8 protein-coding genes are annotated in these 16,195 nt (G+C 57.0%); 6 read left to right on the forward strand and 2 right to left on the reverse strand.

Annotation, left to right across the window (positions count from 1 at the left end):
• Positions 1–130 precede the first annotated feature (130 nt).
• Positions 131–885, forward strand: a protein-coding gene (locus FDK21_RS19765; protein WP_246657637.1) for an IS5 family transposase whose coding sequence is annotated in 2 segments (ribosomal slippage) — positions 131–418 and positions 421–885 — 753 coding nt in all. Because the reading frame shifts where the segments join, the coding sequence is not laid out codon by codon here.
• A 67-nt stretch (positions 886–952) separates the two neighbouring features.
• Here FDK21_RS19765 and FDK21_RS19770 read toward each other — a convergent pair.
• Both FDK21_RS19770 and cysQ read right to left on the reverse strand, forming a co-directional pair.
• Positions 953–2,386, reverse strand: a complete 1,434-nt coding sequence (locus FDK21_RS19770) for a mannose-1-phosphate guanylyltransferase/mannose-6-phosphate isomerase (protein WP_138150596.1) — start codon at positions 2,384–2,386, stop codon at positions 953–955.
• 148 nt (positions 2,387–2,534) lie between these two features.
• A complete protein-coding gene (cysQ, locus tag FDK21_RS19775) occupies positions 2,535–3,341 on the reverse strand; it encodes a 3'(2'),5'-bisphosphate nucleotidase CysQ (RefSeq protein WP_171022207.1) in 807 nt (268 codons plus the stop codon).
• A 471-nt stretch (positions 3,342–3,812) separates the two neighbouring features.
• Between cysQ and FDK21_RS19780 the strand changes: the two genes are divergently transcribed.
• The 5 genes from FDK21_RS19780 (at position 3,813) to FDK21_RS19800 (ending at position 16,100) form a co-directional block, all read left to right on the forward strand.
• Positions 3,813–4,838 carry a hypothetical protein gene (locus FDK21_RS19780; protein WP_281405414.1) on the forward strand — a complete coding sequence of 342 codons (1,026 nt, stop codon included), beginning with the start codon at positions 3,813–3,815 and terminating at the stop codon, positions 4,836–4,838.
• Positions 4,839–4,948: 110 nt separating this feature from the next.
• Positions 4,949–12,700 (forward strand): type I polyketide synthase, encoded by a 7,752-nt coding sequence (locus FDK21_RS19785; protein WP_138150598.1) that lies wholly within the window; start codon positions 4,949–4,951, stop codon positions 12,698–12,700.
• A 115-nt stretch (positions 12,701–12,815) separates the two neighbouring features.
• Positions 12,816–14,183 (forward strand): aminotransferase class I/II-fold pyridoxal phosphate-dependent enzyme, encoded by a 1,368-nt coding sequence (locus FDK21_RS19790; protein ID WP_138150599.1) that lies wholly within the window; start codon positions 12,816–12,818, stop codon positions 14,181–14,183.
• Position 14,184: 1 nt separating this feature from the next.
• Entirely contained in the window at positions 14,185–15,003 is an 819-nt protein-coding gene (locus tag FDK21_RS19795; protein WP_138150600.1) for an SDR family NAD(P)-dependent oxidoreductase, read from the forward strand.
• Positions 15,000–16,100: a beta-3-deoxy-D-manno-oct-2-ulosonic acid transferase gene (locus FDK21_RS19800; RefSeq protein WP_138150601.1), complete on the forward strand. Its 1,101-nt coding sequence runs from the start codon at positions 15,000–15,002 to the stop codon at positions 16,098–16,100. Before FDK21_RS19795 ends, FDK21_RS19800 begins: the two co-directional genes overlap by 4 nt.
• Positions 16,101–16,195: the final 95 nt, after the last annotated feature.

The following is a 16,195-nucleotide window of genomic DNA, read 5'->3' on the forward strand; positions in this document are numbered from 1 at the left end:
CTCAATCGCAACCTTGCGTATTCTCATCGCACAATCCCTAGTGAAATCTCTCGAATTCTGCCCATGTTGTCGAAGAAAATGGAATAGACAAAAATGCACAGCCAGAAAAGTGACGCAGTAGGACTAAGACATGAGCGATTTGGAATGGGCGTTTATCAAGGCCGTTCTCCCGAACAACAGTCGGGGCGTGAAACGGGTCGATGACCGGCGCGTCATCAACGGTATCTTCTACGTTCTACGTACCGGCATCCCGTGGCGCGATTTGCCCGAGCAATACGGCCCCTACACAACGATCTATAACCGCTTCAATCGCTGGACCTATGCAGGCGTCTGGGATCGGGTCATGGAAGCGGTGGCAGATGCGCATAACGTCGATATCGTCATGGTGGATGGGACGTCGGTGAGGGTGCACCATTCTGCGGCGACGCTCAAAAAAACGACCCGCGTCGTTGCATGGGGCGATCGCGGGGCGGGTTAACCACGAAAATACATGCCCTTACCAATCAAGACGGTTTGCCGATCCGCTATGAACTGACGCCCGGCCAAGCCCATGATGCACCGCCGTGCGAACAGCTTTTGGATAGCTTGCAACCAGGCCAATACGTGCTCGCAGATAAGGCCTACGACGCCAACTGGATCCGCGAAATGATCTGGGAACAAGGTGCCATCGACGTGATCCCATCCAAGACAAATCGCAAATTGCCCGCTGAGTTTGACGCCGATATCTACCGCGAGCGCAACAAGATCGAGCGCTTCTTCGGCAGGCTCAAAGCCTCCTTCCGACGCATAGCAACCCGCTATGAGAAAACGTCTGCTAACTTTATGGCCATGATCAAACTCGCTTCCGTCAGGCTATGGTGCCAGTTTTATGAGTCCGCTGCCTAATATAGCTTCAATTTGGCGGAAAGGGGTTCATCTCATTACCTCTGACTTCGGCGATCCGGGAACAAACCTATTCCCGAGCATAGACATCTTCGTAACGAATGATGTCATCTTCACCGAAATAGCTGCCGGTCTGTACTTCAATCAGGGTGAGGGGCACCTTGCCGGGATTTTCCATCCGATGGACTGCGCCAAGGGGAATATAGGCCGACTGGTTCTCGGTCAGCAATTGCACCTTTTCATCCACCGTCACCTTGGCGGTACCTTCCACAACGACCCAGTGCTCGGACCGGTGGTGATGGCTTTGCAGGCTCAGCGCCTGACCCGGATTGACCACAATCCGTTTCACCTGAAAACGTAAGCCGATCACCAAACTCTCATACCATCCCCATGGCCGGAAATCCTTTGGCAGGGTTTCGGATTGCTTGACGCCTTGGCTTTTGAGGGTCTGGACTGCAATTTTCACATCCTGCGCCCGGTCTTTATGGGCGACCAGTACCGCATCTGGCATGGCAATCGCAAGGATATTGTCGAGGCCGATGCCCACCAGTTGCTGGTCCTTCGAGGTTGTCCGCAGCAGCGTGTTGTTGCAATCGATCGCGGTTGCCGAGTCCGATGCAACGACGCCTTTTTCATTCGCTTCGCTGTCGCGCCAGACCGCCTGCCAATCACCCAGATCCGACCAAGCCCCGCCAAAGGGCACGACGGTCAGATTGTCCGCCTTTTCCATCACGGCATAGTCGATGGAAATGTCCTCAAGCGCCGCCCATGGCTCCTCGGCAAGTCGCGTGAAGGCCAGATCCAGCTCGGATTGATCAAACGAAGCCGTGACGAGGGCCAGGGTGTCCGGCGCATATCGCTCGAAGGCACTGAGGATTGCGCCGGTCGAGAATAGGAAGATCCCCGCATTCCACAAATGGCATTTGCTGGCCAGCAGCATGTCGGCGGTCGGTTGATCCGGCTTCTCGACGAACGAGCGCAATGGTTGCGGAACTGGGGCAAAATCATCGTCGATCTGCTCGGACAATTCCAGCCAGCCATAACCGGTCTCGGCGCGAGCCGGTCGAATGCCAAAGGTGACCAGCCGCCCGGCCCGCGCGGCGGACTTGGCGGCCCGAACCGTGGCGCGGAACTGCTTGTCATCCGGAATCACATGGTCGGAGGGGGCAACTAGAATCAGGGCGTCCGGGCTTTTCTGATGAATCATCACGGCAGCCGCACAGATTGCGGCGGCCGTGTTGCGCGCCATCGGCTCGATCAGCACTGACTGCGGCAGGATATTCAGCGCGGAGAGTTGCTCAAGCACAATGAAACGAAAATCACCGCCGGTAATCACTGAAGCGGACGCAAACCCTTCTCCTTGCAGACGCAGGGCGGATGCTTGAAATAGGCTTCTCTCACCGGTAAGTTTGACAAATTGCTTCGGATAGGACTTCCGCGACAAGGGCCAAAGTCGGGTACCGGAGCCTCCACACAGAAGAACGGGAAATACGATGTCAGCCATGGTCATGAGCCCCTGCTAGGTGATTGCATGACCTGTTTAAACGAAACCAGTGTATCTCTGTCAATTGGCTTTGCCATTATTGTTGCCCACCATCAGGTTTTCGCCCAACTTCCGGCAGGCCTTTGGAAGCCGCTCCTGCAATAGGCGGTCACTCGGGCAGCGGGCATGTCCTGGTGCGGGCCACAAAGGCAGGATTGGCAAAGGGGGCATCCTCCTGCACGATCTTGCCATAGAGCAGCCGCTGCCCTTCCGCCGTCTCCACAATGCCGCCAGCTGCTGACAGAACGGCATCGCCCGCTGCGGTGTCCCATTCCATGGTCCGTGAAAAGCGCGGATAAAGGTCCGCTTCTCCGGCAGCGAGCAAGCAGAATTTGAGGGACGATCCGACGGGCTTGTGTTTGCCGATGTCGAACTGATCTAGATAGGCCTCAGTATTTTCACAGAGATGTGAGCGTGATCCGACCACATCGACACGGTCCCGGCAGTCGCGGACTTCAATAGACCTCTTGTTGAGGATGGCATGGCTTTGGCGCGGATCCCTGACGTGGCCACGCCAAGCACCACGGCCGACGTCACCAACAAACAGCCAGCCTTTGGCGGGGGTGAAGACAACCCCAATCTGCGGCAGACCGTCGCGGATCAGGGCGATATTGACCGTAAACTCGCCATTGCGTGATATGAATTCCTTGGTGCCGTCAACCGGATCGACAAGGAAGAAGTCTCTGCCAATTTCGGGGATTCTGCCCGTAGAGACCGCTTCTTCGGCGATGACGGGAATGTCGGGAAATCGTTGGGTCAGATGGTCAAAAATGACGGCTTCGGCGGCCTGATCCGCTTGGGTCACGGGCGATGCGTCACCCTTCACACAGACATCAAAATCCGTCGCATAAATATCTAGTATGACCTCGGCGGCGCTCAAGGCTGCCTTTATCATCCCGTCGAGCAAGTCCGACATGCGTCCCTTTCCTCGTTTCTGGTCTCCCTCATGGCGCATCAGAAAGCCATGGGTGGCCAGGTCGGTGGATTTTTAGCAAATTTACCGTTCGTGTCAACTCAAAGATTGGAAGCAAGCTTAGCGGGCGATCGGAGGGTTCCACTGGGTCTCTTGGGGCAATTGGAAATCTATTCTCAAGGCTTTCATTTCCAGCAACCGAATGCTGGCCAGCGCCAATTTTCTGGTCAAAAATGATTACCATAGAGCAAGGCTCGTCTCCGGTGCCGCTCTTCCTGAAAGAGAGCGGGGACAAAAAAGGGGCAGATTCTTCTGTTGAAAGTTTCGCGAAAACCACTTGATGCATTAAACTGCCGAATTGATTGTTGGGTGTTGAAAGGCCACAAGACAGCACGAGATTGAAATTTCGGGACAAGATCGGAACGAATGGTTGGTGCACCATGGGGTGGCCGACCTGCATACGGAGGTGCAAAAATGGAAATCAGACAATCCATTCGATGCATTGCCAATAGCTTGAAACTTGTCCTGTCGCAGCGCGAGGCAAAATTCGGCTCGCCCTCCCTTGATCTATGCATCGACCCCGCCGTGTCCGTCCTCCTGGGTGAGGCCCCGGCTTTTGCGCGCTTCGCATTGCCCGTCGCGTGTGAAAGCTATGTCGGCTGGGGGCGGCGGTCCGGTGCATTGGCCATGCGACTGGCTCGGGCTCACAACAAGGGCGTTGTTTTGATGGAGGATGGTTTTCTCAGATCCTATCATCGCAACGATCCCTCCATGTCGGTCAATCTGGATGACCTTGGCATCTATTATGATGCAACCGCCCCGTCACGACTGGAGGCTTTGATCAAACAGCCTCTGACAACCGAGAAAATGAACAGGATTGACAAAGTGCTCGCTCTTTGGCGTCAATATGGCTTGTCGAAATATAATGCAGGGCAGGATTATGACGCACTGCTGCCAGACGATTATGTTCTTGTTATTGATCAAGTGAAAAATGATGCGTCGATCCGATTTGGGTTGGCAAATGGAGAAACATTTCAAACGATGCTCGATCGGGCGATTCAGGAAAATCCCGGTCTACATATCGTCGTCAAAATGCACCCCGATATTTATACTCGTTCCAAAATGGGGCATTATGACATTCTAGCGTTGCGCTCTATTCCAAATGTGGTGGTGATTGCCGAAAATTGTCTGCCGACCAGATTGATCCGGCAGGCACGTAAGGTTTACACCGTAACCTCGCAAGTGGGGTTTGAAGCTTTGATTTGGGGGCGGCCAGTGTTTTGCATGGGGATGCCATTCTATGCTGGTTGGGGGCTGACCGATGATGCGCTTCCGGCACCCGTAAGGCGGGAGGTTGTTTCGATGGAACAACTTGCATTTGCGGCTTTTATATCTTATGCGCGTTACATAGATCCGATTGGGCGCAACCTTTGCGAGATCGAGACAATTATTGAATTGCTCGCCGAACGAAAACGGGGCGGGGAGTCTATAGCAGATTGAAGCGGAGGCGGCTTCACTTTTCTGCAATGCGTGCGAAAGAATAGGGTGTCGTATGATCTGCAAAAGACGAGAACGGGATTGAGGAACCAGTGAAAAAACACGAGAAAAAAGTGCCAATAAAGACCGCTGAAGTCATCGGCCGCGCCTGTCGGTTGCCCAGTGCCAATTCTGTGGCTGATTTTTGGGCTCTGTTGCGTCAGGGACGATGCAGCGTCACAGAAATCGGCGACGATCGTTTTTCTGTTTTTCGCTATTTGCATCCCGCCCGGGGTCAGCCCGGCAAGGCCTATACTTTTCGTGCCGGTGTGCTGGATGATGTATGGGGCTTTGACCCGGTTGTCTTTGCCTTGTCCCCGCGAGAGGCCATGCAGATGGATCCGCAGCAGCGCCTGTTGCTGATGCTGGTGTGGGAGGCGCTCGAAGAAGCAGGCCTTCCTCCGTCCGAAATTGCCGGTCAGAATATCGGCGTTTTTGTCGGCAATTCGGGCAGCGATCATTCCAACCGGTTTTTCTTCGATCCGGCCAATTCCGACAGCTTCATGATGACCGGCAACACCATGTCGCTGGTTTCCAACCGCATTTCCTATATTTTTGACCTGCATGGTCCGAGCTTCACGGTCGACACCGCCTGTTCCTCCTCGTTGGTGGCTATGGATCTGGCGATGAAGCGCCTGCAGTCGGGCGAGATTGACACGGCGATTGTTGCCGGGGTCAACATGTTGCTTTCGCCTTTCCCCTTTGTCGGTTTTTCGGCCGCTTCGATGCTGTCGCCCGAGGGCCTGTGTCGCCCGTTCGATGAAAATGCCAACGGCTATGTCCGGGCAGAAGGCGCCGTGGCCTTGGTGCTTCAACGCAGTGATGTGCATGATGCGCAGACTCAGAAGAGTTTTGGCCGCATCGTTGCTTCCGGCATCAATTCCGATGGTCGTACCTCCGGCGTTGCCTTGCCGTCAATGGAATTTCAGGCCGAACTGCTGCAACAGGTCTATCAGTCAGCGGGCATCAGCCCGGATCAGTTGGCCTTCATTGAAGCGCATGGCACGGGTACCCGCGTCGGCGATCCCACCGAAGCCTATGCTCTTGGCAAGGTTTTGGCCAAGGGTCGCAAGACGCCTCTGCCGATCGGCTCGGTCAAATCCAACATTGGCCATCTGGAACCGGCTTCGGGCATTGCCAGCATCCTGAAGGCTTTGCTGGCGCTGGAGCACAATGTCCTGCCTGCCAGCCTGCATATTAAGACACCCAATCCGGACATTCCGTTCGATGATCTCAATCTCGCCCTCAACCGCGAAGAGACGATGATCGAGAAATCCGAGGATCTGCTCTATGCCGGGATCAACAATTTCGGGTTTGGCGGCACCAATGCGCACCTTTTGGTCTCGCAAGCGGACCCCAATCAGATCAAGGCACCGCGCACGGCGGCTCTGGTTGCCAAGACCAGACGCAAAAAGCGTGCCGACGATGAGCGGGACACCAACGATCAGTTGATGATTCTGTCTGCCAAGACTGCCGACAGTCTGAAAGTCCTCGCCAAGGCCTCTGCTGATCGCATCGCGCGGGAAGTGCATTCCTCGCTGGGCGACTGGAGCAACGCCTATGCCTGGCACCGGGAACGGATGGACGAACGTTTGGTGATCGCGGCCAAAAGCAAGCAGGATCTGACCGACAAGCTCGAGCTGTTTGTAAAAGGAGAGCGCAATCCCGCCATTCTGACGGGGATGGTTGCCAAACCCGACGCGGATCCGGTCTTTGTCTTTTCCGGCAACGGCTCCCAATTTGTCGGCATGGGGCAGGCGGCCTATCGCGACAATGCCGCATTCCGATCCACTTTCGATCAGGTGGATCACCTGTTCGCAGCGCATGCTGATTGGTCGTTGAAAGAGCGGCTCTTTGCAGAAACGCTTGGGGAGGATCTCAAGCTCACCTCGATTGCCCAACCTTTGCTGTTTGCACTGCAAGTGGCCTTGACCAGCGCCTTGAAAGAATTGGGCCTGAAGCCTGCCGGGGTGCTCGGTCATTCCGTGGGTGAAGTTGCTGCGGCATGGGCGGCAGGGGCGCTGAGCCTGCCGGATGCGGTTGCTGTCATCTATTTGCGGTCTTACCATCAGGAAGCCGTCCGCGGCTTTGGTCAGATGGCGGTCATCAAACTGTCTCAAAGTGAAGTGGCCAAACATCTGGCGGCCGAGGGTCATACAGAGATCGAGATCTCGGCCATCAACACTCCGCGCTCTTTGACACTGTCCGGTCCGTCGGAGGCGCTGCAATCCTTCATGCGCTATGCCCGCAAAAATCGCCTGTCGGGTTTGCTGCTGGATATCGACTATCCGTTCCATTCCCGTCAGATCGATCCGATCAAGAATGGTTTGATCAAAGACCTGTCGGGCATCAAGCCCCACAAAAGCTCGATTCCCTTCTATTCGAGTGTGACGGGAGCGCTGATCGAGGGCGAGGATATCACCGGCGATTACTGGTGGCATAATGTGCGCGAGCCAGTGAGCTTTTGCGATGCGGTATCGCTGGCCCTGGCAGAAGGACATCGCTCCTTCATCGAGATTGGCCCGCGCCCGATCCTCAAAAGCTATATTGCCGAGATTGCCCGTGAAAAAGGGGTTACTGCAACGGCAATCGAAAGCTTGACGCAGGCCGAGGCCGATCATGTCGATCCGGTCTTGATTGCTGCCGGGCGGGCATTGGCTGTCGGCATCGAGCCGGACCCGATCAAACTGTTCGGTGACAAGAAGGGCCTGTCCTTCCCGCTGCCGTCTTATCCTTGGCAGCTCAAACCATTCAAGCTGGAAGCCAGCAGCGATGCCTTTGAGGTCTTTTCCCCTTCGATTCCGGCCCATCCCCTGCTTGGCCAGCAGCTCAGACCCGGCGATCTGATCTGGGACAGCGAACTCGATACCCGACTAATCCCCTATCTCGCCGACCATAAGGTTGATGGCAAGGTCATTTTGCCGGGAGCTGCCTTTGCCGAAATGGCGCTTGCCGCAGCTCGGCAAGCTCTTGAGACCGATCTGGTTGAATTGCGCGACTTCGATTTGATGAAGGCGCTGCCGTTGGCTGAAGATCAATCCGTTTCGGTTCGCACGCGGATTGATCTTGAAAGCAACAATGTCGAAATTCTCAGCCGCAAACGTCTGGTGGACGAGGAGTGGCAACGGCATATCAAGGCCCGCATTGCCAGAATTCCGGGCGATGCGATGGTCGAAACGGCTGATCATGATCTGACGGCTCCGGCAGCAGCCGCTCCGTTGCCTGAAGCGGAGATTGAGGCGCTTTACGCGGTCTCGCGCGACTTTGGTCTTGATTTTGGTCCTGCTTTCCGCCGCGTTTCCCATTTCCTGCGGTTTGAGGACAGTCACATCGACCTGCTTTTGACCGAGCGCTCACCGAGCATCGTGGCGCGCGAAAAGCAGGCGGCGCCTTACGGGTTGCATCCGCTCGATCTGGACGGCTGTTTCCATGCACTCAATTCACTCTATGAAGAGCTTGATGATGGTGCCGAGAAAATGGCCTTCATTCCGGTGCGCTTTGGCCGCTTGCGGCTGCTGCAAACGGAAAAACCAGTCCGTTCCGCCCGGATCCTTGTCTTGCGGTCGAACAATCGTGGTATTCAGGCGGATATCGACCTGTTTGGAGAAGACGGCACATTGATCGCCACCCTGCGCGATGCCCGCTTCCGTGCCTCCGCTCTGGTCCAGCGTCAGGATATCAATCGTCTGACCTATGGCTATCGCACCGTAAAAACCACCTATGACAGCGAACGTCAGCCTTCCGCTGCCCTTGATCTGATGGCCTTCCGCACCGCCTTGCAGAAGAATGGGGCCGATGATTGGACCCAGACAGAAGAACGGCACCTGATCCTTCAGGCCGCCAGCCGTCAGGTCGCCTATGATTGCTTGAAGGCACTGATTGGTACGGACACCGATCTGACGCCCGATAAGTTGCCAGCCCTCCAGTCTGACCCGGCCCTATCCGGTGAGGAGGCTGCCAGTGATCTGAAGCGTCGCCGCAGCCAGCGTGATACTCTCTTCTGGTCTTTGGTGACCATTTGCATCGAATCCGGCATGGCAGAGCAAGGCGAGGATGGCGTCAAGCTGGCTTCCTCCGTCTCCATGCCGCCTGCTTCTCAGGTGCTCGAATTGCTGCTGATGGAAGATCCGGCCTGGTCGGGGGAAGTCATTCTGCTCAACCATGCCGAGGCCCGTCTGATGCGGATCTTGTCCGGCGAGGCCAAGGCAGGCGATCTGGCCGAAGGGATCCGGGATCTTTATTCAAACGATCTGCTGGACCAGCATTTTTCAGCCTCACCCATGGCACGGGCCCATTTGGAGCAATTGTCCAAAGCCTTTGACCTTCTGTTGCAACAATGGCCAGAGGGGCGTCCCTTGCGCGTGTTGCAATTGGGCACCGCCGGGGGGCAATTGACCAAAAGCCTGTTGCCACGCATCGAACAGCTGAATGGCCAGTGGGTCAGCATCGACAGCAACAAGTTGGTGGTTGATCGTTTGGGGATCCAGTTCGCCCAGTCGCCCCATTTTAAAGCCTTGACGCTGGAGGCCGCTCTCGCAGACTTGCGCAGCTTGGGATCATTCGATGTGATTCTGACGGCCAACAACATGCAAATGATGAATGATGCTGCCAGCATCCTACCGCATCTGCCGACCCTTCTGGCCGACCATGGCCTGATGCTGGCAACCCTGACGGACGGTTCGGTCTTTCAGGATATCTGCTTTGGCATGGCATCCCGCTGGTTTGATGGCTCTCTTGATCCCACCTATCCGGTGGCCAGCCATGGCACCGCTGACAATTGGCGTGGATGGATCAGCGAGGCAGGTCTGGCCTCGGTCGAATTGTTGCCTTTCGAAGGCGCAGGCGAGGCGACGGGACTGACCGGATCCTATTGGCTGCTGGCCACAGCTCCGCTGAGCGAGCCTGCAAGCGAAACGGCAGGCAAGCCGAAAGGCGCTGCGTTCGAAGACACGGCCCTTGCGCGACCTCAGACCATTGTGCTGACGGACGCCTCCGACAAGGCCGAAAAGTTGTTTGCCACTCTTCTGTCAGACCAACTGGCGGCGAGCGGGCAGCAGGCGGACACACAATCTCTGCCATGCAAGGGGGACGTGTCTGACAAGGTGGCTTGGCAGACCTTGTTGGCGACCATCATGTCGAAAAGCGAGACCGGTTCCGTCGATCTGATTTTCCTTGCCGGGGCTTTTGTCGCTGAAACCGAACCATTTGCAGCCATGGCCAAGCGCCTGCATTGGCTGCGCCAGTTGCTGGTTGGCTTGCCGGACAAGGCGGTGCGTCTCTGGATGCTTGCTCCCGATGGATATCATGATGGCACTGACGGCGCGGTCAATCCGGCCCAAACGGGGGTCTGGGCCTTTGCCCGCGCCGCAGGCAATGAATATTCCCACCTCGATATCCGTCTGGTGGATCTGAATGGCTCGCTTGCTGTCACCGATCAGGTCGCAGGCCTCACCCAGTTGCTTGCTATGCCGGGTGAGGAGCGTGAGCTTCGGCTCGAAGCCGATGGCCTGTCGCTGTTGCGCATTGCCCGGGGTCCCAAGCTGTCGGCCCAAAGAGGGCGTAAGCAGTCTGACGAAAAGGCAGCCTGCAAGCTGACCCATCCGCGCACCGGATCCCTTGATCGGCTGAAATGGGTGCCTGTTGATCGCCTCCCACCAAAGGCTGGTGAGGTGGAAATCGAGGTTGCCGCGTCAGGGCTCAACTTCCGCGACCTGATGTGGGCGCAGGGTCTGTTGCCCGAGGAAGCGCTGGAAGATGGCTTTGCCGGTCCGACGCTCGGATTTGAATGTTCCGGGCGTGTCATTCGGGTCGGGGAGGGCATCAAGCGTCTGAAGGTTGGTGACGCGGTGATGGCATTGGCCCCGGCCTGCTTTGCCTCCCACGTGACGGTGGCCGAAGTCGCGGTCTCGCGCCTGCCTGAGGCGATGGATCTGAAAGCCGCTGCTGCCATGCCGGTGGCCTTCCTCACCAGCTATTATGCCCTGCATCATCTAGCGCGTTTGGAAGAAGGCGAATGGGTGCTGATTCATGGAGCTGCGGGTGCTGTTGGCCTCGCCGCAGTGCAAATTGCCAAATGGCGTGGTGCCCGCATCATCGCCACTGCCGGCAATGATGAAAAACGCGACTTCCTGCGGTTGCTCGGCGTTGATCATGTGCTTGATACCCGCTCGCTCGATTTCGTCGATCAGGTCCGGGCCATCACCCGCAAGGCCGATGGTCCCGGGCGCGAAGGGGTCGATGTGGTGCTCAATTCCCTGTTCGGTGAAGCGATGGAACGCAGCATCGAACTGGTCCGGCCTTTTGGCCGCTTCCTCGAACTGGGCAAGCGCGATTTTTACGGCAACAGCAAGATCGGGCTGCGCCCCTTCCGCCGCAATATCAGCTATTTCGGCATCGATGCCGATCAATTGCTGAATCATCAACCAGCGCTCTCCAGTCGCCTGTTCGGGGAACTGGAAGCCCTGTTTGAAAGCAGTGATTTCACCCTGTTGCCTTATCGTCTGTTTGACAGCAGTGACATTGTCGATGCGTTCCGCCTGATGCAGCGCTCGGGCCATATTGGCAAAATTCTTGTCAAAGCGCCGGAGCCAACCTTGCAGGGGCAAGGAGCTAGCCCATTCAAGATTGATGCCGACGGCCATCATCTGATCATCGGTGGCCTTGGGGGCTTTGGTCTGGAGACAGCGGACTGGTTGCTTGACAAAGGCGCGCGTTCGATCATCCTGACCAGCCGCTCGGCCAAGGTGAGTGATGAGGCGCAGGCGTTGCTTGCCAAGGCGGAGGCGCTGGGTGCGTCCCTGAAGGTGGCTGCTTGTGACGCGACCAGTGAGACAGCGCTCGCATCCTTGCTGGATGATCTGCGCCAAAGCGCTCCGCTGCGTGGTGTCATCCATGCAGCGATGGTGCTCGATGATGCGCTGATCGCCAATCTCGACGACGGTCGAATCGATGCCGTTCTGGCACCAAAAGTGGTTGGCGGTGCGCATATCGATCGCCTGACACGGGAGGATGCTCTCGACTATTTCTGGCTCTATTCCTCGGTCTCGGTGCTGATGGGCAATCCGGGGCAGTCCGCCTATGTTGCCGCCAATGCCTATCTCGATGGTCTGGCCGCCAAGCGCCGTAGCGAGGGCTTGCCAGCTTTGTCGATTGGCTGGGGGGCGATCACCGACAAGGGTATCCTGGCGCGGGAAGAAAAAACTGCCGAAATTCTCGCCCGCGCCACCGGGGGGATGGAATTCAAGGCCCGCCGTGCCCTTGACGGATTGGCCGAGTTGCTGGCCACCTATGGTGTGGTCATGCCGGCCAGCCTGACCCTGGCGCCGATGGATTGGAGCTATGCCAAGAACAATCTCGCCTTGCTCAAGCATCCGGCCTATCACCTATTGGCGCGCGAAGCGGAACAATCCTCCAATCGGGATCGACAGTCGATTGACATTGCGACACTGATTGAGGGGCTTGATGACATCGCCGCCCGCGATACCATCGCCAAGCTGTTGGCCGGTGAAGTGGCCAACATTTTCCGCATGCCGGTTGAGGAAATCCAACTCAACCGCTCCTTGAGCGACATTGGCATGGACAGTCTGATGGGCATGGAGTTGCGCTCTGCGGCACAGCAGAAGCTGGATATCGAAATCCCGATGGGGGCCATTTCCGATGGCACGACCATTGAGGATATTGCTGCCAGCATTGTCCAGCGGGTTCGCAAAGGCACAAACTCTGAGCTTTCAAGCGCCCAGTCCGCCCTGCTGCAGCAGCATGTTGGCAAGGATGCCGATGTCGCGAAGGTTGCCGGTGATTTGGCCCCTCTGCGCAAGGCACCCTGATCCCTGCGGGTGGCATGATGGATGACCCGTTCGGAGCAGCGGGCCCTCCATGCAAGAAGATGAACCGGCTCCCATTTGCCCCGAGTGGCAAGGCATGTTGAAACGGGATGTTGCAATGAGCAAGACGAGGATTGATCGGGATGCGATATTGAATGCGTCCCGCGCAATGGCAACCAAGACCAAACCGGCGCCCACCCCCTCGCGCCAGCCGACGGCCGCAGCCAATCCTGATCGCACCGATTTCAAGCGGCTGGACCTTTATGAGCAAATCCGCATCCAGCGTGAAGCCGCCAAAACCCTTGGGGTCACCAATCCCTACTTTATCGAGCATCAGGGGCGGGCATCGGCAACCACCCGAATTGATGGCAAGACGGTCTTGAATTTCGCCTCCTATGACTATCTCGGCCTGAATGGATTGCCTGAGATACAGGATGCTGCCATCGACGCCATCGGCACCTATGGCACCTCTGTTTCCGGTTCGCGGCCCACGTCGGGCGAGCGGCCTTTCCACCGCGAGCTTGAGGCCGATCTGGCTCGTCTGTATGAGAGCGAGGCCGCCTTGGTCTTTGTCTCGGGTCATGCCACCAATGTTTCGACCATTGGTGAGTTGCTCGGCAGTGCCGATCTGGTGATCTATGACGGTTTCAGCCACAATTCGGTGGTGACCGGCTGCAAATTGTCAGGTGCGGCCCGCAAGACATTCAAGCATAACGATTTCGATGATCTGGAGCGCATTCTGTCTGAACAGCGCAATCAATATGATCACGTCCTGATCATTGTCGAGGGGCTCTACTCGATGGACGGCGACCTGCCGGATTTGGCCCGGGCGATTGAGTTGAAGGAACGATATCAGGCTTGGCTGATGGTCGATGAGGCCCATTCCCTCGGCGTGCTTGGCAAGACCGGCAAGGGCCTGTTCGAGCAACAATCGATCGATCCACGCAAAGTCGACATCTGGATGGGCACCATGAGCAAGACCTTGAGTGGCTGTGGGGGCTATATTTGCGGCAAGCAGGAACTGATTGACATCCTCAAATTCTTTGCCTCCAGCTTCATGTATAGTGTCGGCCTGTCCGCCCCTTTGGCCGTGGCCGCCAAAGCGTCACTGCAAGTGATGCAACAGGAGCCGTGGCGGGTAGAGAAGCTGCAATCCAATGGTCGCTATTTTCTTGACCATGCCAAGCAAGCCGGACTTGATACGGGTCTGAGCGCCGGTTTCTGCGTGGTGCCGGTCATTGTCGGCGACAGTTTGCGTGCCGTGAAACTCGCCAACAACTTGCTTGAGCGTGGTGTCTATGCCTTCCCGATCACCCATCCCGCCGTGCCGATGAATGAGGCGCGGCTGCGCTTTTTCATCACCGCAGAGCACAGCGAAGAGCAACTGCAACAAGCCATCGATATCACTGCCGAGGAATTGCGCAAATTGGAAGCGGAGGGCTTCTCGCTGCTTTCTTCCCTTGCTGGACAGATCGAGGCTGGCTGATATGGACGCGGGCGCAATCCTGATTACCGGTGCCAGCCGCGGTCTTGGTGCCGCGTTGGCCAAACGCTATGCCTCCCCCGGACGGCACCTGATCCTCACCGCACGCAGCATTGAGTCTCTTAGTGATATTGCGGCCTTTTGTCGCAGTAAGAGAGCTGACGTGACGGTGTTGGCGCTGGATCTGGTAGATCCTGACAATGTCGAGGCCTTCCAGCAAGCGCGCCGGGCCTTGCCACTGACCGGCGCAGGCTTGTCGCTGGTGATCGCCAATGCCGGAATATTTGATGGCCGCTCTTCTGCCAAAAACCTGGAAACGGTGGATGGGCAAGTCCGGCAGATCAATGTCAATCTGACCGCCAATATCGCCCTCCTGACGCCCATAGCCGAAGAGATGAAACAGCAGGGGCATGGGCATCTTGCGGTGGTCAGCTCGCTTGCCGCCCGACAGCCGCAGCCCGATAGCCCCGCTTACAGCGCCAGCAAGGCGGGCCTGTCCGCATGGGCGCAGGCCATGGGGGACGACCTGATTGATGCGGGTCTTTATGTCACTGACATTCAGCCCGGTCACATCCAAACGGCGCAAACGGACGGTCATCGGGGAGCATTGCCGGGGCTGGTGACTGCCGACAAGGCTGCCGAGATCATTCAGCGTGGCTTGGCCCGCAAAAAGCGACGGATCTCCTTTCCGCTCTCGATTGCCTTGTTGGTCTGGCTCGGCAATCTTCTGCCAACGCCCCTCAGACGTTTGGCGCTAAAGCCCTATCGCTACACAATTGCGCAGCCGATCGCCGGAACAGAAGTGGAAAGCAGGGAGCGATGACGCTTGATCTCAGCTGGCAGACGCGCCCCGCCGTCATCTTTGGCTTGATGCGCTGGAACCGCAACGCAGTGCGCGCCATGCTCAGTGACTTGCCCGGGGAACCGATATTTGCCCGCTCTTTCGCAGTGGCTCTGCGGCAGGCAAAAGACCGACATGCAAGCCTGTTCGCTTGGGCCAGTCGCCTTGATCAGGCGCAGCATCAAGCCTGCCACGCAGCTGGCATTCCTCTTGTCCTGATCGAAGATGGGTTCATTCGTTCGGTTGGACTGGGGGCCGCCTTCGTCCCCGCAGCCTCGCTTATTTTCGATGGCCAGGGCATCTATTATGATCCCTCCCGCCCAAGTGACCTGGAATGGATGCTCAAACATCAGGACGTGACGCCGGAAGAAAGAGAGCGTGGCGCCGAGGTGCGACGCCTGCTCGTGGACGCTGCCGTCAGCAAGTATAATCTGGGCAATCAGTCGTCTCAGATGCTCGACTTGCCCGGGGATCGCGAGATCATTCTGGTGCCCGGTCAGGTCAGTGATGACGCCTCAATCCTGACCAACCGCAGCCAAAGTCTCGATTTCGCCACCGGTAGCAACCCCAACAGGCTGTTGTTGGAGCGCGTCCGTCAGGACAATCCCGATGCCTTCATCCTCTACAAACCGCACCCGGATGTGCAGTCTGGCCTGCGCAACGGGGCACTGACGGCGCAGCAACTGGCTGATCTGACGGATTTGGTCGTGCCAGAAGAAGATATCCTGTCTTTGATTGATCTGTGCGACAAGGTGGAGACCATTTCATCCTTGACCGGATTTGAAGCCCTGTTGCGTCACAAAGCTGTCGTCGTTCACGGCCTACCCTTTTATTGCGGTTGGGAGCTGACCGAAGATCGGACCATCTGTGACCGCCGGGGTCGCAAGCGCGATCTCGACGAATTGGTCTTTCTGACACTCTGCCGATATCCGCGTTATGCGGATCTCACCATCAATGGTGCTGCCGAATGTGAGGCGGTGATTCGGTCGCTGGCCGAGGCACGGAAAAACAAGCGAAGCGGGCTGGTAGGCAAATTGTCGCTGTTCGTGGCACAAATTGCATATAGATTGAATCTGTGAAACAGTGAAATTGAGCTGTTTCTGAAAGGAAATTGAATGTGGTCTTGCATTCGATGCACAGAATATCTTTAAACAATGAAGATGAGACCAACTGC

Origin of the sequence: Cohaesibacter sp. CAU 1516 (assembly GCF_005771485.1) — a bacterium.
GTDB lineage: Bacteria > Pseudomonadota > Alphaproteobacteria > Rhizobiales > Cohaesibacteraceae > Cohaesibacter > Cohaesibacter intestini.

What these genes read in the sequence shown, in the direction of transcription:
- FDK21_RS19770 (WP_138150596.1), bottom strand. Translation starts at nt 2,386, where the DNA reads ATGGCTGACATCGTATTTCCCGTTCTTCTGTGTGGAGGCTCCGGTACC.
- cysQ (WP_171022207.1), bottom strand. Translation starts at nt 3,341, where the DNA reads ATGTCGGACTTGCTCGACGGGATGATAAAGGCAGCCTTGAGCGCCGCC.
- FDK21_RS19780 (WP_281405414.1), top strand. Translation starts at nt 3,813, where the DNA reads ATGGAAATCAGACAATCCATTCGATGCATTGCCAATAGCTTGAAACTT.
- FDK21_RS19790 (WP_138150599.1), top strand. Translation starts at nt 12,816, where the DNA reads ATGAGCAAGACGAGGATTGATCGGGATGCGATATTGAATGCGTCCCGC.
- FDK21_RS19795 (WP_138150600.1), top strand. Translation starts at nt 14,185, where the DNA reads ATGGACGCGGGCGCAATCCTGATTACCGGTGCCAGCCGCGGTCTTGGT.
- FDK21_RS19800 (WP_138150601.1), top strand. Translation starts at nt 15,000, where the DNA reads ATGACGCTTGATCTCAGCTGGCAGACGCGCCCCGCCGTCATCTTTGGC.